Source organism: Polyangium jinanense, from assembly GCF_028435365.1.
Map to the genome: position 1 here is coordinate 177,348 of NZ_JAGTJJ010000013.1, position 24,971 is coordinate 202,318.

At 66.0% G+C, this 24,971-nt stretch carries 13 protein-coding genes; 6 read left to right on the forward strand and 7 right to left on the reverse strand.

Features of this window, described 5'->3' with window-relative positions:
* Positions 1–378 precede the first annotated feature (378 nt).
* The 3 genes from ychF to KEG57_RS23270 all read right to left on the reverse strand — a co-directional run bounded on the left by ychF (position 379) and on the right by KEG57_RS23270 (position 3,094).
* The gene (ychF, locus tag KEG57_RS23260; protein ID WP_272458805.1) at positions 379–1,476 is read right to left on the reverse strand and encodes a redox-regulated ATPase YchF; all 1,098 of its coding nucleotides are present in this window, start codon (positions 1,474–1,476) and stop codon (positions 379–381) included.
* Positions 1,477–1,676: 200 nt separating this feature from the next.
* A complete protein-coding gene (locus KEG57_RS23265) occupies positions 1,677–2,201 on the reverse strand; it encodes a hypothetical protein (protein ID WP_272423454.1) in 525 nt (174 codons plus the stop codon).
* 71 nt (positions 2,202–2,272) lie between these two features.
* The gene (locus KEG57_RS23270; RefSeq protein WP_272458806.1) at positions 2,273–3,094 is read right to left on the reverse strand and encodes an ATP-grasp domain-containing protein; all 822 of its coding nucleotides are present in this window, start codon (positions 3,092–3,094) and stop codon (positions 2,273–2,275) included.
* Positions 3,095–3,193: 99 nt separating this feature from the next.
* Here KEG57_RS23270 and KEG57_RS23275 point away from each other — a divergent pair, with 99 nt between their 5' ends.
* Together KEG57_RS23275 and KEG57_RS23280 are read left to right on the forward strand one after the other, a co-directional pair.
* The gene (locus KEG57_RS23275) at positions 3,194–3,892 is read left to right on the forward strand and encodes a hypothetical protein (RefSeq protein ID WP_272423452.1); all 699 of its coding nucleotides are present in this window, start codon (positions 3,194–3,196) and stop codon (positions 3,890–3,892) included.
* Positions 3,889–4,434, forward strand: a complete 546-nt coding sequence (locus tag KEG57_RS23280; RefSeq protein ID WP_272423451.1) for a hypothetical protein — start codon at positions 3,889–3,891, stop codon at positions 4,432–4,434. The genes KEG57_RS23275 and KEG57_RS23280 overlap by 4 nt, the downstream gene beginning before the upstream one ends.
* Before the next feature lie 8 nt (positions 4,435–4,442).
* On the opposite strand, the gene KEG57_RS23285 is transcribed toward KEG57_RS23280, so the two are convergent.
* Positions 4,443–5,075 carry a hypothetical protein gene (locus KEG57_RS23285; RefSeq protein WP_272423450.1) on the reverse strand — a complete coding sequence of 211 codons (633 nt, stop codon included), beginning with the start codon at positions 5,073–5,075 and terminating at the stop codon, positions 4,443–4,445.
* Positions 5,076–5,259: 184 nt separating this feature from the next.
* Here KEG57_RS23285 and KEG57_RS23290 point away from each other — a divergent pair, with 184 nt between their 5' ends.
* Positions 5,260–6,120 carry an SGNH/GDSL hydrolase family protein gene (locus KEG57_RS23290; RefSeq protein ID WP_272423449.1) on the forward strand — a complete coding sequence of 287 codons (861 nt, stop codon included), beginning with the start codon at positions 5,260–5,262 and terminating at the stop codon, positions 6,118–6,120.
* 6 nt (positions 6,121–6,126) lie between these two features.
* Here the strand turns inward: KEG57_RS23290 and KEG57_RS23295 are convergent, their stop codons facing one another.
* Genes KEG57_RS23295 through KEG57_RS23305 form a run of 3 tightly spaced genes read right to left on the reverse strand, consistent with a single transcriptional unit; the run spans position 6,127 to position 9,771 of the window.
* Positions 6,127–7,107, reverse strand: coding sequence for a formylglycine-generating enzyme family protein (locus KEG57_RS23295; protein WP_272423448.1), 981 nt, complete (start codon positions 7,105–7,107; stop codon positions 6,127–6,129).
* Between the two features lie 25 nt (positions 7,108–7,132).
* A complete protein-coding gene (locus tag KEG57_RS23300; protein WP_272423447.1) occupies positions 7,133–7,651 on the reverse strand; it encodes a hypothetical protein in 519 nt (172 codons plus the stop codon).
* The gene (locus tag KEG57_RS23305) at positions 7,648–9,771 is read right to left on the reverse strand and encodes a c-type cytochrome (RefSeq protein WP_272423446.1); all 2,124 of its coding nucleotides are present in this window, start codon (positions 9,769–9,771) and stop codon (positions 7,648–7,650) included. The genes KEG57_RS23300 and KEG57_RS23305 overlap by 4 nt, the downstream gene beginning before the upstream one ends.
* Positions 9,772–10,076: 305 nt before the next feature.
* Here KEG57_RS23305 and KEG57_RS23310 point away from each other — a divergent pair, with 305 nt between their 5' ends.
* The 3 genes from KEG57_RS23310 to KEG57_RS23320 all read left to right on the forward strand — a co-directional run.
* The gene (locus tag KEG57_RS23310) at positions 10,077–10,616 is read left to right on the forward strand and encodes a hypothetical protein (RefSeq protein ID WP_272423445.1); all 540 of its coding nucleotides are present in this window, start codon (positions 10,077–10,079) and stop codon (positions 10,614–10,616) included.
* A gap of 987 nt (positions 10,617–11,603) precedes the next feature.
* On the forward strand, positions 11,604–20,951 hold the full coding sequence (locus KEG57_RS23315; RefSeq protein WP_272458807.1) for a Tc toxin subunit A-related protein: 9,348 nt from the start codon (positions 11,604–11,606) through the stop codon (positions 20,949–20,951).
* A gap of 38 nt (positions 20,952–20,989) precedes the next feature.
* The coding region (locus KEG57_RS23320; protein ID WP_272458808.1) for a SpvB/TcaC N-terminal domain-containing protein at positions 20,990–24,971 on the forward strand (3,982 nt) is incomplete at its 3' end.

The window sequence follows — 24,971 nt, forward strand, 5'->3', positions numbered from 1 at the left end:
CCGCCCGGTGGAAGCATAAAGCGCACGTCCTCGGCGTCCCCTGGTCCTGAGGCGCTTCGCTGGGGCGTTGCCCCAGGCCCCACCAGGGGCTATCCGCCCCTGGACCCGGACCAGCGCAAGCGCTGGACCCGGGGTCGATGAACTGCGCAATGCGCAGTTCATCGAACAGGCCGAGTCAAGGCCAGGTACGACCCTGCCAACCAAGACCGCCGTGACTGGCAACGCTGTCCCGGGTCTTGCCACCGGCCTGTGGGAAGAACTGCGCATCGCGCAGTTCTTCCACGAACGGTCCAGGGCTTGCCCTGGTTCGGGTCGAGGGGCGAACAGCCCCCGCGGGGCCCGGGGCGGCGCCCCGGCGCGGCGGCACCAAGAAGGAAGTCAGACGTTGAAGTGGAAATGCATCACGTCGCCGTCCTTGACGACGTATGCCTTCCCTTCTTTGCGCATCTTGCCGGCCTGCGCTGCGCCGCTCTCGCCGCCGAATTTGACGAAATCGTCGAACGCGATGGTCTCGGCGCAGATGAAGCCCTTCTCGAAATCCGTGTGAATCTCGCCCGCGGATTGGGGTGCGGTTGCGCCGATCGGGATCGTCCAGGCGCGCGCCTCCTTCGGGCCGACCGTGAAGTACGTCTGGAGCCCGAGAAGCGCGTACGCCTCGCGGATGAGTCGATTCAGGCCGGGCTCCGCGAGCCCCAGGGTCTCCAGGAACTCTGCGCGCTCGGCGGCGCCGAGCTGGGCGACCTCCGCCTCGATCTGCGCCGAGATCACCACGGACTTCGCGCCGTCCTTCGCCGCGCGCTCGACCACCTTCGCCGACAGGGCATTGCCCGTCGCGGCGGCGGCCTCGTCGACGTTGCACACGTAAAGCGCGGGCTTCGCGGTCAAGAGCTGCAGCATGCGCCAGGCCTTCTGATCGTCGGGGTCCACCTTCGCCGTGAACGCCGGCCGGCCCGCGTGGAGCTGCTCCAGCGCGAGCTTGAGCAGACGCAAGGTATTCGCGCCCTCCTTGTCCCCGCCCCGGATCCGCTTCTCCAGGTTCGGAATGCGTTTCTCCAGGCTGTCGATGTCCGCCAGCATCAGCTCGGTCTCGATGATGTCCAGATCGGCGAGCGGGTCGACACGCCCCTCGACGTGCGTGACGTCGTCGTTCTGGAAGCACCGGGCGACGAACGCGACGGCGTCGCAGTCGCGGATGTTGGCCAGGAACTGGTTGCCCAGGCCCTCGCCCTTGGACGCGCCGCGCACGAGGCCTGCCACGTCGACGAAGTTGATCCGGGCCGGGATGATCTCCTTCGAGTTCGCCAGCGCCGCGAGTTTGTCGAGCCGCGGCTCGGGCACGGCCACGTCGCCGACGTTCGGCTCGATGGTGCAGAACGGGTAGTTCGCGGCCTGCGCGGCCGCCGTCTGGGTGAGGGCGTTGAACAGAGTGGATTTGCCGACGTTCGGCAGACCAACGATCGCGACTTTGAGGGCCATGGCGCAGTTCGGGGGAAAGAGGGCCGCGCGACCTAGCACGTCCGGGGCACACGCACCAGCCCTCATTCCCGAGGGGGACGCCTCGCGTCCCCCTCTCGTCCAGGCAAAGCCCGGACGATTCACCCCCCGAGGCGAGCTCGCTGTGCGATCTCGCAGAGCGCCGATCCTTTCGGCGCTCTCGCAGACGATCGGAGGACCTTTCAGGCCACGTCGCGCCGGTGGAGCCGGTGGCTCCAGAAGCCGAAGAGGGGCTTGCGCGCGATGCGCCCGTTGTGGGCGAGGCAGATTTGCTCCGCCTCATCGGCTTGGTCCATGTTCTCGACCTCGACCGTGAGGAGCACCTTGCCGGCCTTCACCTCGCGCTCGACGTCCTCGATCACGGGATCGGGCTTGCCGGCGCCGGTGAGCCCGCCACCGAGCGCGCCGGCTGCGCCGCCGCCGAGCATGCCGAAGAGCGCGGCGGTGAGCGGACCGGCCGCGATGAAGCCGAGCGGACCGAGCACGAGCCCGCCGAGGAGGCCGCCGGCGGCGGAGCCGACGAGTGCGCCGGTGGCGACGCCCTCGCGTGCGCTCGTCTCGGCGAGCGGCACGTCGTGCCGGTTCACCTTGTCGTGATGCAGGAGCACGGTGCACGCCTCGGAAAGCCCGGGCAACGCGCGAACGGCGTGCAGGCACCGCTCGGCGTCCGTATCGTCGTCGAACAAGGCAAAGAGCACGTGTCGCATGGCATCCTCCTCAGCCGGAGCATCGGTCCGTCGTGCGGGTTCGACAAGCGGACGGCGGGCGATTGCTTGGCTCAGTCGGTCCGGCCGGACGTGTTCGCGGAGGCCTCGACGGCGTCCATCGCGCGGCGGAAGATGTCTCGCGCGAGGGCGGCGCTCTCGTTCGAGAGGCCGACGCGCGGAAATGGGTTCAGCTCGATGAAATGGGGGCCGGCTCGATCGATCACGTAATCGATCCCGGCGACCTCGAGCCCGAAGAGCCGGGCCGCCCGCCGCGCGTGCGTGGCGATGGCCTCGTCTGGCTCCCACGCTTCGAACGAAGCGCCGGGCGCGTTCTTGATCCAGGTGCCCTCATTCTGGATCCGCACGCCGAACGCGCGCTCGCCGAGGATCAGCACGCGCACGGATTCTCCCTCGAAAAACGGCTCCGCGCTCGCGATCCCGTCCCATCGCGGGATGTCCCGCGCCGACCGGATGAGGTACTTCCCCTCCCCTCGATGCTCCTCGCCGATCTTGAGCACGTAAGGAAATGGTAGGAGCGGCTCGCGGGTGAATGGGGATTGCACGACGGGATGATCGACGAGCCCCGCGGCGACGCACCGGCCGAGCGCCGCATGACGCAGGGACGCGGCGGAAAGGGCCGCGGGATCGGGCCAGCAGGGAATCTCGTTTTCCGCGAGGACACGCAGGTTGTGCTGCTCGACGTCCTTGTCGCGGACGTCGGCGAAATACACGACGCCACGGAAATCGTCGGTCGGGCTCCTCCGGCGGTGCAGGCGGCCGGCGATCACGTCGAAGGTGATCGCGGAGAGCACGGGGGCCCAGGTCGGCCGCTCTTTCAGGAGCGGCAGCGTGGCGGCGGGCTCACCGGTGAGGAAGAGGAAACGCGGCTGCATGATCAGAGACACGCTGGCCCAGAGGACGATTGCACGGCGCGACGATACCGGTGTCCTTTGCATCGTCAAGGTGTTAAGGACGCAAAGGAGGAGGTCATCGTGAGAGACGACCCGCTCTGGACCGGCGCGCTGTTGCTCTTTCCCCGACGCATCGCCGAGAACCTCGCGCGCGTCGAGCAAGCCGGCCTCGTCCCGCGCGCGCCGAACCTCGTGCAGGTCTCGCTCGGCGTGATTCGTATGTGGGTGCGCCTCGTAAAGCGGCCCGAGACCATCGGCACCTGCACCGCACACCACGTGCGCCCCACGTTCCGCGCGCGCCTCCTCGCGTATCGCCCGCTCCGCTTCCCCTTCCTTTTGCGAGAGCGCGCGATCGCCCCGCTCGATTTCTCCGGCCTGGCGAGCTCACGCGAGCGCATCCTCCGCCACCTGCTCGGCGCGCACCACGACGTGAACCAGTTCGCCTACGATCTCGAGATCCTCGCCCTTCACCCGGGCGGGCTCGAAGAGCTTCACGAGCGCGCGCGGCGCGTGGTCGAGGGCGAGGATCCGCGCGCCGAATGGCTGCGGGATCTCGTGGTGTTCGAGGGGTACCACGAGAATCTCCTCGCCGCGGCGGAGCACGCGCGCGCGCACGGCGTGCGCCTCGCGCCGCACGAGGCCGACGATCCCGACATCTCGTTCACTGGATACATGCGCTGGTGCGCGCGTTTGCCCGCGACCTGGCGCGAGGCGATCCCGGCGCTCCTCTGCGGCGACATCGATCTGGGCGCGTACCGATACGAAGCGGTGATGGCATGAACACGCAAGACTTCCTCACGCTCTCGCACGCCGATCTCCGATCCCTGCTGGAGCAGGGTCACGCGATCGATCCGAGCGCGCTCGACGACAGCGAATACCGCGGCGTCTCGCTCGGGCTCCCCGCGCCGATCGTCGCGATCACGTGGCTCACGTTCCGGAAAACCTTCCACCGCGATCCAAGGACGGGCGCGCTGCGCGGATGGAACGTCCGCATGCAGCAGGCAGGGCTCGACGGCCCGCGCGAGCCCATGCGCGACGCCGAGGGCAAACCTCGATGTTTTGGCTTTTACGAGGTACGCGACGGGCGCGCGTACGACATGCCCGTCGCCGCGCGGCACGGCCTGGTGATCGATTACAACCACAGCAGCGAGAATCCTCGCCTCGATCCGATTCGCCTCGGGCGGGATCCGCTGGTCTCTCTCGACGAGGGGCGCGTGGATCGCCTGCTCGGCTGGACGTACCTCGATCTCGGCCTCGCCCGGGTGGGCACGCCGAGTTATTTCCTGCTCGAACGAGAGGGGCCGCTGTCGTACGTGCCCTGAGGGCGAGCTCAGCGGAAAAGCCGGGCGAGCCCATAATCGCCCCCGCCGCCCCCCGCGCCGCCCACCCGCGCGTTGCCGGCGAAGGAGACCGTCTCTCCGTTGGGCGTCTGCGAAGCGACGCTGTCGACGTTGGCCCCCTGGCGGGAAAGGACGCTCGCGTCATCGCGGGGGAAAACCGTCTGCACGTGCAGACGGCGGATGAGATGCCCGTGCAGGCGGATGACGGCCGTGATGCTCCGGCAATCCGCCTCGACGTGCAGGAGACCAAAGAGCGGGTTTTGTTCGTAGACACGCATCCGCGTGGCGTGCAAGGCCGCGACGTGGATCGCCGCACCTTGCCATTGCCCGTTCTGGAGCCTGCGCATCGCATACCGGCCGGCCGCGGAGCCGATGGCGAGGTAGAGGCCCGTCACCGCGTCGTCCTCGTCGATGAACACGGAGTGCGCTTCACGAGCGACGTAGCCGGCTTCGCGGTCGAACCGCCCTTCGTCGCCGCCGTCGATGTGCTCCTCCGCGTGGCCGGCTGGCCCCGCGTTGCCAGCCACGAAGTACGAGTCCCGGAGCAGGGTCCGCACCTCGCCACGGGTCAGGGGGTTGCGGGGGTCGTACGATTGCATGACGCGTTCGATGGTGACAGACATGGGCAGAATTCTCCGGCTCGTGTGGTGAAGGCCAATGCTCACGAATACCTCAAAAGGGGTGAGCGCCGCAACAAGAAAGTCGTGATCCGACGCGGGGCCCCCGCCGACCTTGCGCTCCCGTGAAGGAAGTGCGACCGTGGCGCCGCGGCCCATTCCCCTGGGCCCCCGGCGGCTCGCCTCTCGCGTGCGTACGTCCCTCCACCTCGTCCTCGCATTCTCTTGCTTGCTCGGGCTCTCCGCGGCTGCATGGCTCCTCCTTCGCCGCCCCCCCGCGCCCACCCCACCGCTGCCCCCCCCAGAAGCCTCCACCGCCGCGTCGTCCCCTCTGCCGCCGCCTCCGCCCATTGTTTACCCCACGCCATTCTCCGTACCGACCGCCGCTCTCCCGCCCCGCGAGGCACTCCCGCCGGACACACTCCGCCTTCTCGTCGTCGGCGACTCGGTGGCGAGCTTCCTCGGCATGGCATTGCGGTATCGGCAGGACGAGGCCGGCGCGTTCGTCGCCGTTCGTGGGGTCGGCAGTTGCTCCATTTTCGAGGCCAAGATACGCATCGAGAACGGAAAACCCGTGCGGGGAACGAGCTGCTCGGAGCACTGGATCGAGGACGCCGCCGAGCTCCACCCCGACATGACGCTCCTCGTCATGGGTGGCGCCTTCTTCAATGAAAAGGCCTGCGAACCGGCCTGGCAGGACGCGTACGAAAAGCGCATCTTCACACTGGCCGACGGAATGGGCACGAACGCGGGTCGCATCGTGCTGACGCGGGTCCCGTATCCGATCAAGGACTGGCGTTACGGAAATGTCCCGGCCCGCGTCGATTGCCTCAACGGTATGCTCGAGCGCGCCGCCCGAAAGCGTGGATGGCCCGTCCTCGATTTGATGGGGCACGTCTGCCCGACGCCCGCTTGCCGTGTCGAGAGCGAGGGCAAGCCCATCCGGCCCGACGGCCTGCATTTCGACGGTGCGGGCGCCGAGGAGACCGCGCGATGGGTCCTCGGCGAGCTCGAACGTTTTGCGCGTGAAGAGAAAGACGCGGGATTTTGATTGGCGTCAGGGCGTACTGGGCGCGCTGATGGCGCAGCGGACCCCGAGGAAGCCGCAGCGGTACGTCGTCTTGAACACGGCCGTCTTCCCCGCCTTGACCTCGTCCCCACTGTCGCGCCAGCTCCCGCCGCGGCCGAAGCGGGCCGAGCTCACGACATCGTTGCCCGTGGTGGTCCACTGGAAGACGTTGCCCGCGAGATCGAGCACCCCTTGCGGGCTCGCGCCGGCGGGGAAGCTCCCGATCGGACAGGGGCCGTCGCGCTTCGTTTTTCCGGACCAGCAGAGCTGCTCGGCGGGCGGCTCGTTCCCCCACGGATACGTAAAACCTTCCGGACCGCCGCGCGCCGCCCACTCCCATTCTTCGCCGCTGGGAAGGCGCTTGTTTTGCGCTTTGCAATAGTCGGTGGCCTGCACGAAATCGATGCAGATCATCGGCAGGTTCCCTTTCCCTTCCACGCCGTACGTCGAGGGATCACAAACCTTGACGGCGCCGTCGTTGCACTTCTTCGATTGCACGCACGCCGCATATTGATCCGTCGTGGCCAGGTTCACGTCAAGGCAATAATCCTTCACGGTCACCTGGGCCTTGATCGCGGCGAGCTTGAAGCTGCCGCCCTTGATGCGGACCATCCCGGCCGGACAGCCGCCCGTGTCCGGCACGCTCGCGGGAGCGGGCGTCGTTGCCGCCGGCGCCGCGGTCGTTGCCGGCGCCGCGCTGGCCACGGGGCCCGCCGTGTTGTCCGGCGCGGCTGTGGTGGCGGCAGCACTCGGCGCCGGCTCGGCCTTTGCCGAGGGCGTCGCGGCCGGCGCCGCGGGTTGGTCGGCGTTTGCCGCGACATTCGAGGGCCCCGCGGGCGGCGGCTCACCCGCGCCGCCGCAGGCGCTCACGGAGGCCAAGAGACACGCGGTCACCCACGCGAACGGGGCCATGGCGACCGCCCCCGCGTGCGCCCCGTGTAATGCGTTCGTCCATCGTTTCACCGACATCGTTTCGCCTCCGCGTCTCCGTCGTTCACATCGCCGTCACGGTGGGTGCCGCGCGATCTTCCAGCCAATGCTCTTGAATGACCAGCGAGGGTTTCGCCTTGAACACCCCCGCCGCGTCGACCCCGCCCGTCCAGATTTGCACCACGCGGCGATCACCACGCCGCATCGGAAATTGCACCTCGCCGCCCTGCCGCTCGTCGCGATCGATCCAGAACGAGACCTCGGCCGCGTCCCCGCCGAGCACCACCATCGCATGCGGCTTCGTCCCGAGGCATCGCACCTTGAGCCATTCCCGCACGCGATACGCCGTGCAAGGCGCCGCGGCGGGGCCCGTGCGCGTCAGCCGGACCTTCGTCGCTTTGGCCCATTCATCGAACGTGGGCGCTTTCGTCTTTTCCGTACCCGGCGGATCCACTTCGAGCGAAACCGCATCCCCCGGCGCCGCCGCCGAAGCGGACGCGGCGGGCGGGGCTTGTGCCGGGGCCGGCGAGGACGCGGTCGCCGCCGCCACGAGCGCGAGAATGGGGAGGGGGATGGCTCTCATAACGTGCGCAAGAACGCGGCAAGCGCGTCTCGCTCTTCCCTCGAGAGTTGATTCGTCTTTCCCATGCGATCGTTGTTCTTCGCGATGAGCTCGTCCAGCGTCGCCGCGCTCCCGTCGTGCAGGTACGGCGCCCGACCTTCGAGGTACAGGAGCGAGGGGACGCGGAGCTCACCGGTCTTCAATTCATCGAAATTGGACCGGCGCGTGAGCCTCGGCAGCGGATAGACCTGCCGATCCGTGTACTCCGTCTCGGGGACGTGGCAACGAGCGCATTGCACCGCGTCCTTCATGAAAACCTCTTTTCCGCGCTGCTCGACCGCATCGAGCGCGCGCTGTTCGCGCGGCGGCGGCCGGAGGCCCGCCCGCACGAACGCGGCGATGCGCATGGCGCGCGCGTCGAGGTTCTGCGGCTCGTGCTTCGGCACGCCTCCCCACCGATGCAGGCCGAAGCCCGCGCGCAGCCGCGCCATGAGATCGGGGCTCTCGCCGACCCAGCCGTACGGACCGGGCGATTTTACGCGACCCGCGAGCATCGGCGTCCGGCGCGGTATGCCGCGCACCCGATCGGTCTCGGGCACGTTCTCGGCCGAACCGACGAAATTCACGTTCGTCCCGTCCTCGGTATTGAATTTCGCCTCGTGCCACACGTGCCCATCGTCGCGCCCCTCCGGATGGCAGCCGGCGCAACCGAGGCCTCCGCTCATCAAACGGTCCGTGGCATTGTAAAAGAGCCGGCGGCCAAGGGCCGCGTCGCCGCCGAGCGGATCCTCCGCGAGACGAACGAGCGTCGGCGCGGGCGGCTTATCGCTATGCAACGCGCCGCGCGACGGGTGCGGCGCGAGCGGAATGGCGACGAGATCGTACGTCGCGCCGCAAAAGACGAACGCCGTCGCCTCGTCCTCCGAAAGCACGATCCCTGCGGGCGCCCCGCCCCGATTCGCGATTCCCAGCGCGGGATCCCGTTCGCTCCCCACCTCGTAGGTGGCGACGACGGAGAGGGTCGGATCGACCGCGAGCGCGTCGAGCTCCACCAGCCGATCGTCGCCTTCGCCCGCGACGAGCAGCGTGTCGGTGCGGCTCCGATACACGATGGCGCGCGGCTGCGTGAGGGGAGCGAGGCTCGTGCCGGGGATTTGCAGCTCGGGCGCCGGCCCCTCCCCCACGGCCCGAATCAGCGTGGTGTGCTCGCGATGGAGCGGCGCGAGGGGTTTGTCCGAGCCCGTGACGAGCACATCGACCGTGGCCGCCCCGAACCACGCAATCTCCCCCAGTGCGCCGAGCGCGTGCCGCGGCGCGAAAAGCAGGCTCTCGTCGGGAGAAAACGCGAGCGCATACCCGAGCGACGCATTGAGCGTCTTCCCCACGGGCGTGCGCAACGGCGAAGGAGGCAGATCGACGCGCCGGACCGTGGGCGTGCTGCTCCCGAGCTCGTCGATCCGGGTGAGCGGCCCGCCGGTGAGATGCGAGATGTACGCGGATTGCCCGTCCTTCCGAAGCGCGATGCCCCGCGGCTCCCGAGCGACGTCGACCGTCCAGCGAACCTCGTGGCTACGCAGATCGACAGCGCTGATCTTGTGCGTCCAGGCGCTCGTCACGATCGCGAGTGATTGATCCGCCGTCACCGCGAGCCCCCACGCATCGGCCGGGAGTTTTACGCGCGATGTCTCGGCGAGCGACCCGCCGGGCTCGGCGCGGAACTCCACGAGCAGCCCCGGATCGCGAATGGTCACGAGCACACGCCCGGGCAAGGTCACGACCTGCGCGGGCGGCCCCGGCATGGGAAGCGCCGTGCCGGTCCCCGCCGGCGACAAGGGCAAGGCCACGCGCCGGAGCACGTTGTGATCCTCGTCCGCGACGTAGAGCGCGTCCTCGCCCACGCCACGCGCGAGCACGGCGCCTTGACGCGGGCCGATCGACGCGACGTTCGCGGCGGGAGGCGGCGTCGTCGCGGAAGGAGCGGATGCGACCGAGGCCGACGGCAACGCAGCGCCCGCATCGACGGCGGCCTGGTCCGAGCCCGAGCAGGTGCAGCCGCTGCCGAGGCCGAGGGCCCCGCCGAGCGCTATGCAGGCGAGGGCGAAGCGTGAGCCGAGAGATCCGACGCGGAGCAGGGTAGGCACGGAGATGAGAGCAACATACCGCTGCCCGAGGGTCGATCTCTATGAATTTCGCACGGTGAGGGAGGCCCGATCCTTCGCCACGCGGTGGCCGATCCTTCGCCAGCCCAGGGAGAACGATGTCCACTACAACCGGCTCGCCACGCCAAGCAGGATGAGGAACCTGCTCCCGAAAGCGAGGAACGTTCACCGGCAGGCGTCGCTTCTCAACGGCAACAGGGTGGCATGTATGCCACCACCGTTGGCGCGCGCTCGTCGAGGGGGCAACGAAATAGCCTGGCGTGCGGCGGCATGCTATGGCGTACGCCATGATCTTGATGAACAGAGCTTCCGTCGTTCCGCTGATCCTGGCCCTCGCCGGCTGCGGAGCGAATGTGGATGTGGATACGGAGTCGTCGCCCTTTTCCATCCTCGGCATCGATCTTGGCGGCACCGCAGACACGTGGATCGCCGGTCGCTGCCTCGACGAGACATTGCCTCTCGACGGCGACGGGCAGCCCGAGTGCACCGTCGTCGTGGAGCATCGCGACGGCATTTGCGACTGCAATGGCCCGTGGGAGGTGCCACCGTCCCCGGAGAACGCGCACCTTCGGGCCCTCGTCGCCCCGCTTTTCGAGGATAGCTGCCTGTGCGAAATCCCGAGGCTCACCGGGGAGGCGCTCGTCGCTTGTCAGCACAGCGACAACATGGACGAGGCCGTGGCGAACGGGTTTTGCTACGTCGAAAAGCCGAATACGCCGACCATGTCTTGCCTGTCGGAGGACCAGGCCATGGTGCGGTACTATGGAAAGGGGCCGGTGGCGCACTCGCCCAACCGGATTGCGCTCATCTGCCGCGTGGAGCCGTGAGCCCTGGCCCTACCCCGCCTCCGCTTCCGCTCCCGCCCCTGCTCCCGCCTCCGCTTCGGATTCCGTCACCCCTGACCCGGCGTAACCTGCTGGATCCGCGTCTCGCAGACGCCGGCGCACGCCCTTTCGCGCGACCAGGTGCCACTTCCGACCCCCTGGCGTCCGGCGACCCGCAATGAGCGCCACGGCAAGGTCATCACCGCCCCTCACGCCCTCCTCGACGTGTTGAAGACCTTGACTTTTAAAATGATCGTTGAACGACCCAACGCATAGGACATTCCGTGTCCTACGCCATCCGAGCATCGCCCCCCGCAGTCGGAAGCGTGCTCGAAAATGGCCGTTCCAGCATCGATTGGCATTCCGGCCTGGGTGACAGGGGACCACACCGTACCCACATGTCCTCCAGAACCGTACGGACCCAGATCAATCCCCTGGACGGAACCCCAGCCGTCTGCCAATTACATCTGTAGGAAAATGCGGGCGCCCGATGCTCGGGAGCCTGGCCGACGTGTGGCTTATAAACGTTGCCGCCGCCCCGCGTTCGCACCTCGGTAGGACAGGGAATTTTATTCCTGCCGATTCGTGAGGTTCGACCGTGGGTCGTCGTGCATCGCGTCGCCGCGCGGTCGGTGCCTACCTCGTGATGCGCAGAGTTTTTCTCGGCGCTCTTCGAGGGCGGGAGTGGTCCATTTTGCAAAAGGTGAGAACATGAATACGCGGGGCGACATTTCGCCCCGGGGTATGTATCGATAGGTCTACAAGAGGCGTGTGCATCGCCACCACGAGGTGGACGCAGGGCATGGGTCGCGTCTATCTCGCGGATTGTGGTGCGCATGTCGAAGCTCGTGCTCGCCGCAATTCATGCGACGACAGGGGCCGTGGTGTGCTCGTGGGGCGCCTTGCCCGATGGTCTATGCCTCGGGCTGGCATGGCTTTGCTCGCCTCTGTGAAGGCGGCGTCACTCGATCAAAGGAGCGCGGTGAGCATATGAATGAGGAGCTCGAACTGGAGAACGTCACGGATATCGCTTACCGGCTCCACGGCCGGATCGTCGATGCGGCAACGGGCAAAGGTGTCGACGCCGTGCGCGTCGAGCTGTGGGATCGGGAAGGCATCTGCCGGGACCTCGTAGCCGTCGCGAAGACCGACGAGGTTGGCGACTTTGCCATCACCGTGACCGACACGTACCTCGACTCGCTGTTTTTCGCGCGCAGGCCTGCTCTCAAGTTTCATCTCTTCACGGCCACGCCGCAGCTCGAGCCGCCTACCGTCACCTGGCAGCAGCTCGAGCCGCTGACCGTCACCTGGCAGCCGTCTGCCGCAGCGCAGCGCATCCGCATCGCTGTCGACCTCGGTGCGACCAGGGAGGGGCAACCCTCCGAGCTGGTCGTGCGAGGAAGGCTTACGGACTCGGATGGCTCACCTCTCGTTGGAAAGCCGGTCGCCGCCTATGACGTCGTGTATAATACGACACCTCCGACGCCCGAGCCGCCCGAGCCGCCGCTCCTGAATGAGTTGCCCCTGGGTAACGATACCACGGATTCGTCGGGGCAGTTCTGCATCTCCTACACGCCGGCGAACGGTACCCATGCCAATCTCCTGGTACGGGCGACTGTGACGACAGATTCGACGGTCGCCGTAAAAGTCTGTCGTGCTCCCGCCACGGCGCACGTGGACCTCGTGGCAAATAACGCGAGATCGCGCGGACGTTCCGAGGTCCACAGGGTGGCCAAACACGTCGAGTCTGTCTTCAGCCGGGCTGTGCTGATCGATCCCGAACGGGTACTGGAGCTGCAAGAAATCTCGACCCTGATCGATCTGGTGGCTTGCAGGACCGGCGAAGAGCGCGATCTCGTCGACCTGTTCGTAAAGGCGGTTCGTCTCGAGGACGAGATCGATGTCGACTACCATCCCGACGTCAATGTGGCGCTTGTCTACGCGCTCCTGCGGCAAGGTCTGCCCCAGACACGTCGCGAGCTCCTTTCGCAGCGCCGAAGCACCCTCCGGCGCGCACTCGAGCAGGCCATGGGAGAGAATATCATTCCTTCTCTACCGACCGCGAACATCGACGACATCATCGAGAAATTCGTCGTCAGAATGGCACCACTCGCTGCCGGATCGCGGGTGGGTGGCCCCAGCTCGCTTGCCCATATCTTCAACGGGGTCGAGCTCGGGGGACTGGAGGAGGATTTCGCGCGCGCGGTCATCGAACACCAAGGGAAAGGGACCGTCGATGACTTTTGGACGAAGCTCTCCGCGCGTGAGGGTTTCGAGGATCCCGCGACCATCGACAAGCTCAAGCTCGTGATGCAGCTCGGCGCGCTCACGCGCTACCACGCGGGGCTCATCCGTGAGCTCGCTTCGCGTTTCAGCGCGGGTACCCTGACGAGTATTCGTGACATCGCCAAATACGACAAAACTGACTGGTTCACGATTTTCGATATTGGCGGCGAAGCGCCGATTGGGCCCGCACAGGATACGCCGGGCACAGAGCCAGAACATCGACGGGAGAATTACGCGAACGTCCTCCTGAGCACGATGGAGGCGGCCTTCCCCACCGCGGTCATCGCGGACCGGGTCATCCGGGACGAGGTGGCCGGGTCTGGTATTCGCGTGTTCTTCGAGCACAACCCGAATTTCGAGTTCGGCTCGATGCGCGTATCGAAGTACCTCGCGGAAACGAGCGGCGCGATGACGGGCGTGAGCGATGTCGCCGCCACGACCGAGCGGCTGAAGAAGATGGAGCGGATCTTCCACATCACGCCGCGGCACCGTGAGATGAAGCCGCTCCTCGAGGCCGATCTCCACTCGGCGCAGCGCATCCACCGCATGGGCAAACGCCGCTTCGTCGCCAAGTTCGGCTCCGAATTTGGAATCGAACGAGCCGAGGCGATCTTCGGCAGGGCTTGCTGGATCGCGTCCGCTTCCACCGCGCTCTTCGCCAAGTACGGCAGCAGCTTCCATGGGCCGAAAATCGCGACCCTCCCGGACCTCGTGACGCTCGCCACCCCCAACGAGGAACAGAACATCGCGGACTGGACCTCCCTCTTCGGCTCTCTGGATGGCTGCGTGTGCGAGCATTGCAGGTCCGTGTATGGCCCCGCGGCCTACCTCGTGGATCTGCTCGAGTTCCTCGACCGCCACGATTCGAAAATCGAGACGCCGGAGAGCACCGAGCAAAACCCAGCCTACTGGTCGGCCCGGGACGTCCTCATCGGTGCTCTTCCGGGGGACACGGATGCGCCTCCTGCACGAAGGCCGGACATCGCGCGGCTCCTCCTTTCTTGCAAGAACACGGACACGACCCTGCCTTATATCGATCTCGTCAACGAGATCCTCGAGGCCGTCGTTGCCAACGAGCTGGATGGGCTGGACTATCTCGGGACGCAGGACATCACGAGCGCGGGGACGCCGCAGGAGCTTCTGGCCGAGCCCGAGGTGAAATACCTCGCGGCGCGCAATGCGGCCTACGCCGGGCTCGCCGCTGCGGTCCATCCCTTCGATTTGCCGTTCCACCTGTGGGATGAAGAGGCACGAGTCTACCTCGAACATCTCGGCGTTCCCCGGCACGAGCTCGTCGAAGCAATGAAGCTGCCCTCTGGCGATGTCAGCGACCAGATCGCGCGCGAGCGCCTGCGCATGTCGAAGCGGGAGTGGGAGATCGTCACGCAACAAACCTCGGGGGCCCCCACGGCGTATGCGTGCTGGGGAATGCCGGAGGTCAACTGGGTCCAGAAGCTCGCGCCCGTCCCGCGGTTCCTCGAGCAGGCAGGGCTTTCCTTCAATGAACTTCGGGAGCTGCTCGCCACGAAATACGTGAATCCGGCCGCCTCGCCAACGGTGAAGTTGAACCCCGAGACGGGCTGCGATATCGATACGAAATTGCTGGACGGGCTCGACGCAGCGCTCCTCGGGCGGATCCACCGTTTCCTTCGCCTGCGCAAGCGGCTCGGCTTCCGCATCACCGAGCTCGACTGGACGCTCACCTCCCTCGGCGCGACGGACATCGACGCGAAGGTCGTGCGCGACGTGGCTGGTATCGTGGCATTGCGGAAGGAGCTCGATCTGCCGCTGCCCGTGCTCCTCTCGTTCTGGGGGAACATCGGGACGCGTTCGAGCGAGGAGTGGGGCAAGTCGCTCTACGAGGAGCTTTTCCTGAACAAGGCCCTCACGGCCGATCCAGCTTTCGAGGCGGCTCTTGGTGAGCCGGATCCGCAGAATCCCCTGCTCCTCCTCAATCATGCCGCGGGCATTCTCGCGGGGTTGCGCATCAGCGCCGTGGAACTGGCGCTGCTCGTCATGCCCGAAGTTGCCGAGAAGCACATTGGCGTCACGAGCCCGCTCACCGCAGACGCGCTCCTGACCGTGGAAAACCTCTCGCGGCTTCATCGTATCGTCGCGCTGGCGAGGGGTCTGCGCCTCAGTATTCCCGACCTCCTCGTGCTGCTTTCGCTCTCTGGCCTCAGAGCGCTCACGGTGGACTCCGAAACGCTAGCCGTGCCGGCCACCACGCGGGCGTTCGTCGAACTCGTGGCGAAGGTGCGGCGGTCCAGGTTCAGCATTGCCGAGCTGCATTTCCTGGTCCGGCACGCCCCGCCGCCGGGGACGCAAGCGGCGCTCTCCGATGCTGTCCTCCAGCGGATCGTGGAGGACATCAAGGCGGCCCTCGACAAGGTCGTGGCCGAAACGGTTGTCGTCCCGGATCCCGAGGGCGATTCTACCCGCGGGCGTCTGGAGGAGCTCCTCGCCGGGGAAACCCGAGCCGAGCGCGCCGCGAAGGCAGAAGCGATCGTTGCGGTGATCAACGGACGTTCGGCGCTTACGCGGACGGAGCAGCGCACACTCATCGATCTGCATCTGACCCCCTTCTTCGGCAGTGATGTCGCAAAGGCCAAGGACAAACTCGTCGGTCTGTCGAGCGAGGTGGGCGGGCCGCTCCTTGCGGACGTAGACCAGCGGTTCGCGTATGCCCTTGCGTACCTGCTCAACCATCAGCGCAGGGTGCGGGCGGAGAGCGTCGTCAAGCAGAAGCTCGCGACCGAGATGAAGCTCGACGCCGAGATGGTCGAGCACCTGCTCACGGAGGCGCTCGGGTCCTTTGCCATCGAGGCGGCCTCCGCGATATCCGATTTCCTGCCGGAAATGAATGCGGCAGTCGAATACGTCCCGCCCGCTGTCGCGACGGAGGCGCAACGCCAAAACGCCGTCCGGCTCCTTCACAAGGCCGCGCTGGTCATCCAGCGGCTGAAGCTCCACGCGTCGGAGCTGGCCTCGCCGTACCCGACGGACGCAACGCTCGATCTGAATACCCTGCTGCTCGGGGAGCAAGACGCAGACTCGGACCGGCAGGAGCGTTTCGCAAAGCTCTTGCGTCTCGTCGACCTGGCCTCCTTCCGCGACACGCTGCGGAATGGCCGTGAGGATCTGCTGGCCATCTTCGCGAAAAGCAATGCGGGGCAAGCCGCGGCCTTCTATGACGAACTCTCGGCGCGCACCGGCTGGCCGCGTGACGGCGTCGAGCACCTCATCACGGTGACTTTTGCTTTCACGCTATCGGATCTCCGCGACGAGAAGGGGCTCCTCTGCCTCCACCGCGCCTTCCAGCTCCTCGGCCGCCTCGGCGCGTCCGCCGCGCAAGGCACGCTCTGGGCCGATGTCGAGGACGCTACCCATGCCGATGTCGCGCTCGACATCAAGCGCGTGGCGCGTGCCAAGCACGACGACGCGCGCTGGAGCGAGGTTGCCCGCCCGCTGCGCGACGTGCTGCGCGAGAAGCAGCGCAACGCGCTCGTCGGATATCTCGTCGCGAAGCGGGACTACGCGAGTCCGAACGAGCTTTTCCAGGACCTGCTCATCGACGTGGAGATGAGCCCGTGCCAGCTCACCTCCCGCATCAAGCAGGCCATCAGCTCCGTCCAGACCTTCGTCCAGCGCGCATTCCTCCTGCTCGAGAAAGACAAGGTCGAGCTCGACGAGGAGGCGGCCCGTGAATGGCAATGGTTGAAGAGCTATCGCGTTTGGGAGGCCAACCGCAAGGTCTTCCTTTATCCGGAGAACTGGATCGAGCCGGAGCTCCGAGACGACAAGACGCCGTTCTTCAAGACGCTGGAGAGCCGGCTGCTCCAGGGCGAGATCAACGCGGAGACGGCCGAATCTGCCTACCTCGAGTACCTCGAGAGCCTGCACGAGGTGGGGCGGCTCGACGTGGCAGCGATGTGCCACGAGCTCGAAGACGACGTCGATGTCCTTCACGTGATCGCGAGGACGGCCGCGCCGCCGCACCGCTACTATTATCGCAAGCGGATCGATTCGGAGTACTGGACGGCGTGGGAGAAGATCGACCTCGATATCCCGGGGGACCACTTGCTCGCCACGATCTGGAACCGCAGGCTGCATCTGCTTTGGCCCATCTTCGAGGAGCGAGCTGACGGCACCCAAAAAGACGACTCGTCTACGCGCAAGTACTGGAGGATCACGCTCGCGTGGAGCGAGCTCCGAGATGGCGCTTGGGGGCCGATCAAGACCACCGCGAATCTGGGCATCACCGTGCGCCCCACGATCGAGCGCAAGTGGATTTCCTTCATGGTCGAGAGCACCGGCACGGACTTGACGGTGACCTGCCTCGTGAACTGGTACGGGATCAAGATCAGCTACCTGGCTACGTACGCGGTCGCAGGGAGGTTCAAAATCGGGCCGTGTTCGGGGGTGATCGAGGCCGCCTCGGAATCACGAACCTTCACCAAGGACGACGCCTGGGACGAGGGTATGTGGTTCCATGGCTGGGCTCCAGAGTATGCAACGCCGCTGTTCATGGGCTTGAGAGAGATCTATGACTCGGACAAGGCGCTCCTTACTTTCTACAACGAGGAGGAGGAGGTCGAGCAGCAGGGGATTTCGCAGGCCGTGAGGCTTCCGATGCACACATCGGGCTCGGCATCGGGGGACAAGTGGTCGATCAGCGCCCCGGTGCTCAGGAGGACGGGGGACCGGTACTGGATGCTCCAGGACAGAAATCGCGAATTCGTCCAGTTGAGCCCGCACCGCTCGCAGGAGTCTCTGTTCCTCAGCGATTTCGGGCGAGTGTTCTTCATGGATCTTCAGCGCCGCACGGCGACTGCGTGGAAGGATCTCGCGAAGGTCATCCCCAATGGGAAGGCGCCAATCGTCGGCGATGCAGCAAACGACCTCGATGAAGTGGTCCTCGAGTGGGCCAACGAGCCCAAGCTCGATCTCGATGTCGACTACGAGATCGAGCGATTCTACCGATTCCACCTGTTCTACCATCCCTACACCTGCGACTTCACGCGGCTCGTCGCGAAGGGAGGGGTGGACGGGCTGCTGCGCTGGTCCGAGCAGGAGTCGCCGATCCAAGGCCGTTGGGCACCCATCGAGGGGTCCTACGCGCCGCAGGCTCATGCAGGCCAGCCCTTCCCCAAGGAGACGGTCGACTTCTCCTACGGAGGCGCATACTCGCAATACAACTGGGAGCTGTTTTTCCACGCGCCCTTCCTCATCGCCACGCGCCTGTCGAAGAACAGCCGCTTCGAGGAGGCGGACCGCTGGTTCCGTTACATCTTCGACCCGACGGGCGGGGCGCCTGGGGACGGGCCGGAGCGCTACTGGTACGTGCGTCCCTTCCGCGAGAACGTCGACCTCGCCTCGATCCAGGCACAGCTCGAAGAACTCTCGGGCAATCAAACGAGCGTCGAGAACCCGAATGCCCAGCTCATCGCAGAGCTCTTCGGGCTCTCTTCCGAATCGGGAGCCACGCAGGACATGGTGGCGCAAATCGCACGCTGGCGGGAGACGCCGTTCAATCCGCACCTGATCGCACGTATGCGACCGCTCGCCTACCAGAAGGCGGTCGTGATGAAGTACGTCGAGAACCTCCTTTCCTGGGGCGATAGCTTGTTCCAGCGCGATACGCTCGAGTCGATCAACGAGGCAACGCAGCTCTACATCCTGGCCGCGCAGATTCTCGGTGAGCGCCCGCGTCTCGTGAAGGAGAAGGCCGCATCGGACCGCACGTATGCGGACCTCGAGCCAGGCATCGACGAGTTCTCGAATGCGCTCGTCGTCGAGAGCATCTTGCCGCCGCCGGCGCCGAACGCCCTATGCACGCGACGCGAGCCACCGCCGGCCCTCCTGACGCTCTATTTCTGCGTGCCGCAAAACGAGAAGCTGCTCGGGCTCTGGGACACGGTGGCGGATAGGCTGTTCAAGATCCGCCATTGCATGAACATCGACGGCACGGTGCGGCAGCTCCCGCTGTTCGAGCCGCCGATCGATCCGGCGTTGCTCGTGCAGGCGACGGCGGCCGGGGTGGACATTGGCGCCCTGCTGTCGGATGTCAACGTCCCGCTGCCCCTCTACCGCTTCTCGGTGCTCCAGCCCAAGGCGCTGGAGTTCACGAGCAGCGTGATTGCCATGGGTGGCGCGCTCCTCGCGGCGCTCGAAAAACGGGACGGCGAGACGCTCTCGATCTTGCGATCGAGGCACGAGCTCGACGTGCTCACGGCCGTGCGCGAGACGAGGAAGCGCCAGGTCGACGAGGCCATGGAGTCGCTGGCGGCGATTCGACGCTCGCGGGCGGTCATCGAGGAGCGCCTGACGTTCTATAACCGGATCGAGTACATGATTCCGGAAGAGGAGATGCAGGCGAATCTCACGGGTTGGGCCAATTTCGAGACCATGAATGCGGGGATCGCACAAACCTTCGCTTCCGTGCTGAAGCTGGTTCCTCAAATTACGATTGGGGGACCGTTCCCTCCGGAGGTGAAGAGCGAGTTCGGCGGCGTCCAACTTGGCGGCGTTCTGGACGCCGGCGCGCAGTTCCACTCCCTGCTTGCAAGCATGCACCACGCGGATGCGTCGCGGAGTGCGACGGCGGCCAGCTACAAGCGTCGCTGGGAGGAGTGGAAGCTCCAGGAGCGGCTTGCGCAGAAGGAGCTCGAGCAAATCGATCGGCAGATCGTCGCCGGGGAGATCCGCCTCGATATCGCAAAGAAGGAGCTCCAGAACCACGAGCTCTCCGTCAAGAACGCGAAAGAGGTCGAGGAGTACCTGCGCACCAAGCACACGAACGAGGAGCTTTACGACTGGATGGTATCGCAGGCCTCAGCCGTGTACTTCCAGGGCTACAAGTTGGCGTACGAGCTCGCGAAGCGGGCCGAACGGGCGTTCCAGTTCGAGCTTGCGCAGCCTGAGGCGAGCTACGTCCAGTTCGTCCCCTGGGACAGCATGAAGAAGGGCCTGATGATGGGCGAGAAGCTCCAGCACGACCTTCGGCGCATGGAGGTCGCGTACCTGGAGCAGAACAGGCGCGAGTACGAGATCACGAAGCACGTCTCGCTCGCGGAGGTTGCCCCGCTGGCGCTCCTGAAGCTGCGCGAGACGGGCCAATGCGAGGTCGAGCTGCCCGAGGCGCTCTTCGATCAGGATTGGCCGGGGCATTACTTGAGGCGCATCAAGTCCGTCAGCATGACGGTGCCGGTCGTGAACGGACCCTATGCCGGGGTGAACAGCAAGCTCACGTTGCTGAAGAGCAGCGTGAGGATGAACAGCGAGGTCGCTTCGACCCCGAGCCTGGCCGCCAACTATCCTCGGAAGACCGGCGCATCCGGGCCCGATGCTCGATTCCTCGACCATTATGGATCCATCCCATCCATCGTGACGAGCAGTGGCCAGAGCGACGCCGGGCTCTTCGAGCTGGTCTTCCGCGACGAACGGTATCTGCCCTTCGAGGGCGCGGGCTCGGACAGCACGTGGCGAATGGAGCTCGACAAGGGGACGAACCGCTTCGACCCGACGGCTGTGCACGACGTGGTTCTGCACGTGCGTTACACGGCGCGGGAGGGCGGCGAGAATCTCAAGACGGCGGCGCTGAACGCGCTGGGTACCGCTGACGGCCCGACCGGCTTCCGGCTCTTCAGCGCAAAGACGGATTTCCCCGACGCATGGCACGTGTTCATCACGGGCCAGGGAGCTCCGGTCGAGTATGTCCTTTCGTTGCCACTCGGCTCGCGGCTCTTCCAACCGCTGCTCGGGGAGCGCAACCTCGAGATCACGAGGGTGCGTGTCTTCGCCAAGCGATCGGGCGGCGCGGCCACCCAGCTATCGGCCGAGCTCCAATCGCCAGGCGCACCGTTCTCGGGTACGCCGAACCTGACGCTGAAGACTTCTCAGAGCGAGTATGGCGACCTTCTGCTGGTGGATGACATGCCGGCCGCAGAGCCAATCCTCGCGGAGAGCGCGCCCTGGAAATTGAAGGTAGTCACGCTGGCGGATACGAAGCTCGAAGACATCTGGATCGTCTGCGAGTACCAGCAGCAATAGGCTCGGAAGCGACGCTGAAACAGGAGAGAGGGCACGCCATGGAGCAGAAAGGTTTTGCACCGAAGCCCAAGACGACCGCGCCCGAGGCGGTCAAGGCCCCGAGCCCGTCGCTTCCGAAGGGGGGCGGCGCGGTTCGTGGACTCGGCGAGAAGTTCGCCGCGAGCCTGGTGAGCGGCACGGGATCCCTCACGGTCCCGATTGCGGTGTCGCCTGGCCGCGGCGGGTTCGGGCCCGAGCTCGCCGTCGCGTACGATTCCGGCGGTGGCAATGGGCCCTTTGGTGTGGGCTTTCGGCTCTCCGTGCCCTCGATCTCTCGTAAGACCGAGCGTGGTTTGCCCGAGTACGAGGACTTCCGCGAATCCGACGTGTTCATCATGTCGGGCGCGGAAGACCTCGTGCCCAAGCTCGATGAGGAGGGGCAAGGCAACTGGGTGCGCGACGTCCCGAAGGACGACGCTGTCGAGCGCATCGAGCGGTATCGCCCCCGGGTGGAAGGCCTCTTCGCGCGCATCGAGCGCGTCACGGAGAAGGGGGACGGCAACGTTTACTGGCGAGCCACGACGAAGGACAACGTCACGAGCGTCTATGGCCAGTCCGAGGGGGCTCGTATCACGAGCCCTGCGGCCCCGACCAAGGTCTTCTCGTGGCTGCTCGAGCGCACCGAGGACGCGCTCGGGAACGTCATCGTATATGACTACAAGGCTGAGGACTTCGCGAATGTGCCGAATGCCGTCTACGAGAGGCAACGGCTCTCGGGGGACGCGCCGGTCGTAAACCGCTACCTGAAGCGGATCCGGTACGGGAATACAGTGCCCTTCCAGGCACAGGACTTCCTCTTCGAGGTCGTCTTCGATTACGGCGAGCACGGTGCCGTGGCGCCGACGCCCGCGGAGGAGAATCCATGGCCCTGCCGGCAGGATCCGTTCTCGAGCTATCGCTCGACCTTCGAGATCCGCACGTACCGCCTTTGCCGGCGGGTGCTGATGTTCCACCACTTCCCCGAGCTCGGTGAGGATCCGGTGCTCGTGCGCTCCACCGACTTCACGTATGCCGAGGGGCCGGCGCTCACCCGGCTCGTTTCGGTCACGCAGTCGGGGTACATCAAGACGCAGAGCGGCTACTCGAAAAAGTCCCTGCCGCCGCTCGATCTCGGGTATTCGTTGCCCGAGCTCCAGACCGCCGTCAAACTCCTCGATCCACGAAGCCTCGAAGACCTACCTGGCGGTGTGGACGGACAAACCGCACGATGGGTCGATCTCAATGGCGAGGGCATTCCCGGCGTGCTCTGCGAGCAGCAGGGGGCATTTTACTACAAGCAAAACCTCGGTGATGGGCACCTCGCGCCGGCGCGCTTGCTCGCGAGCCGGCCGGCCATGGCGTCGGGCGGCGGAGCGCAGCTCCTCGACGTCGGGAGCGAGGGGCGGCAATGCCTCGTGGAGCTCACACCAGAGGGGACCTCGGGTTATCACGAGCGGACGCCAGAGGGCGGCTGGGGGCCCTTCGTGCCGTTCCCCTCGCAGCCGAACGTCAACTGGAATGACCCGCGGGTCCGTTTCATCGACCTTTCCGGCGATGGACTCGACGACATTCTGGTCACGACCGATCACGTACAGCTCTGGTACCCGTCGCTCGGCAAGGGCGGATGGGGCCCGCCGCGGGTGTTGCCGAAGGTCTACGACGAGGACAAGAGCCCGACGCTCGTGTTCGCGGACATGACGCAGGCGATCTTCGTGGCGGACATGAGCGGGGACGGTTTGCCCGACATCGTGCGCGTCCGTAATGGGAGCATCTGCTACTGGCCGAACCTCGGGCATGGGCGGTTCGGCGCCAAGGTGCAGATGAGCAAGGCGCCGCTGTTCGATGATTCGCACACGTTCGATCCGCGCCGGATTCGCCTCGGCGATATCGATGGGACCGGGACCACGGATATCGTGTACGTAGCCGGCGAAGGTGCAGTCATCGTGTTCAACCAGGCGGGGAACGGCTGGAGTGAGCCGGTGCGAATGCCGGGGTTCCCGACGGCCGATTCCATGTCCACCGTGGGCGTGGTCGATCTGCTCGGGTCCGGTACGGCGTGTCTCGTGTGGTCATCGCCGTGGCGGGGCGTGGCGAAGCCGCCGATGCGGTACATCGATCTTTTGGGCAGCAAGAAGCCGTATCTACTCACGTCGGTCAAGAACAACCTCGGGGCCGAGACGAAGCTCGAGTATGCGCCCTCGACGAAGTTTTACCTGGAGGATCTGAAGGCTGGAAAGCCGTGGGTGACGCGGCTGTCGTTCCCCGTGCACGTGCTCACGCGTGTGGAGACGTTCGACGCAGTCAGCAAGGCGCGGTTCGTCAGTACGTACAAGTATCATCACGGGTACTACGACGGCGCGGAGCGAGAGTTCCGGGGGTTTGGCCTCGTCGAGCAATACGACGCGGAGTCGTTCTCGGCCGAGCGCGGAAAGGGGCTCTTCGCGGAGGCTCCACCGGTGGAGGAGGAATTCCACCTGCCGCCGGTGCTCACGAAGACGTGGTTCCATACGGGCGCGTTCATCGACAGGAGCCGGATCGCGAAGCAGTTCGAGAAAGAGTATTATGCCGGTGACGGGCAGAGACCGGAATTGCCCGATGCCGTGCTGCAGACGGGGTTGTCGCCGAGGGACCTGCGTGAGGCCTGCCGGGCGCTCAAGGGGCAAATCCTCCGCACGGAGGTCTACGCGCTCGATGGTTCCGAGGCGGAGTCGCACCCGTACGTGGTGACGGAGAGCTGCGCGGAGATCCGGCGCCTGCAATCGGCGACGGCGAAGGCGTTCGGGTCTTTCCACGCGTGGGTTCGCGAGAGCGTGGAGGTGCATTACGAGCGCGATCCCGATGACCCGCGCGTCGTGCACACGCTGGTGCTCGAGGTGGATCCGTTCGGGCACGTGGAGCGCTCAGTGAGCATTGCATACGCCCGGCGGAGCATCCCGCAGGACATGCCCGAGCAGGGACTCTTAGCCACCCTGACCGAGAGCGACGTGGTCAACGAGGACAAGCAGCCGAGCTGGTACCGCCTCGGAGTGCCCAAGGAGACGCGAACGTACGAGCTCACGGGGCTCTCCACGACACGAAGCACGCTGTTCTCGTTCAGCGAGGTGCTTGGCGCCGCGGACGCGGCCGTCGCGATCGACTACGAGGCGACGCCCAACAGCAGCACGATGCAAAAGCGCCTGGTCGAGCGGGTACGACAGGTCTACTACGACAGCACGACGCTGTCCGGCTCTTCCCCCGCGGCGCTGCCCTTCGGCACCATCGACGCACTCGCGCTGCCTTACGAGACGTACGCGCTTGCCTTCACGCCCGGGCTCTTGACCGCGGCCTATGGCTCGCGCGTGACCTCGACCATGCTCGCCGAGGGCGGGTACATCGAGGAGAACAGCGAGTACTGGGTGCGAACTGGCCGTCAGGTGTTCGACCCGAACAAGTTCTACTTGCCGGTCGAGATCCGGGATCCGCTCGGCAATCCTACGACCATCACGTACGACGTCCACGACTTGCTCGTGACGTCCGCCGAGGATCCGCTCGGTAATACGGTCACCGCGACAAACGACTACCGCGTCCTCGGGCCCACGCTCGTCACCGACCCGAACGGCAATCGCAGCGCTGTGAAGCTCGACGAGCTCGGGATGGTCGTGGCGACGGCCGTGATGGGCAAGGTCGGCTCGAACGACGGGGACACGCTCACGGATCCAACCACGACGTTCGCGTACGACCTCGACGTATGGCGCACGACGGGCAAACCCAACGTCGTGCATGCTGCCGCGCGCGAGCGGCACGGGGATGCGCTGACGCCCTGGCAACACAGCTACACGTACCTCGACGGGCTCGGGCGTGAGATCCTGAAGAAGGTGCAGGCCGAGCCCGGTCTTGCGCCGGTGCGCGACGAGAACGGGGGGCTTGTCAAGGACGAGAACGGCGCGGTAGTGTTGGCCACCGCCTCGCCGCGATGGGTGGGCACGGGGCGCGTGGTCATTGACAACAAGGGCAATCCCGTCA

Excerpts from the sequence above, each read along its gene's own strand:
- KEG57_RS23285 (WP_272423450.1), bottom strand. The coding sequence starts at position 5,075 with ATGTCTGTCACCATCGAACGCGTCATGCAATCGTACGACCCCCGCAAC.
- KEG57_RS23310 (WP_272423445.1), top strand. The coding sequence starts at position 10,077 with ATGATCTTGATGAACAGAGCTTCCGTCGTTCCGCTGATCCTGGCCCTC.
- KEG57_RS23300 (WP_272423447.1), bottom strand. The coding sequence starts at position 7,651 with ATGAGAGCCATCCCCCTCCCCATTCTCGCGCTCGTGGCGGCGGCGACC.
- ychF (WP_272458805.1), bottom strand. The coding sequence starts at position 1,476 with ATGGCCCTCAAAGTCGCGATCGTTGGTCTGCCGAACGTCGGCAAATCC.
- KEG57_RS23295 (WP_272423448.1), bottom strand. The coding sequence starts at position 7,107 with ATGTCGGTGAAACGATGGACGAACGCATTACACGGGGCGCACGCGGGG.
- KEG57_RS23280 (WP_272423451.1), top strand. The coding sequence starts at position 3,889 with ATGAACACGCAAGACTTCCTCACGCTCTCGCACGCCGATCTCCGATCC.
- KEG57_RS23270 (WP_272458806.1), bottom strand. The coding sequence starts at position 3,094 with ATGCAGCCGCGTTTCCTCTTCCTCACCGGTGAGCCCGCCGCCACGCTG.
- KEG57_RS23265 (WP_272423454.1), bottom strand. The coding sequence starts at position 2,201 with ATGCGACACGTGCTCTTTGCCTTGTTCGACGACGATACGGACGCCGAG.
- KEG57_RS23315 (WP_272458807.1), top strand. The coding sequence starts at position 11,604 with ATGAATGAGGAGCTCGAACTGGAGAACGTCACGGATATCGCTTACCGG.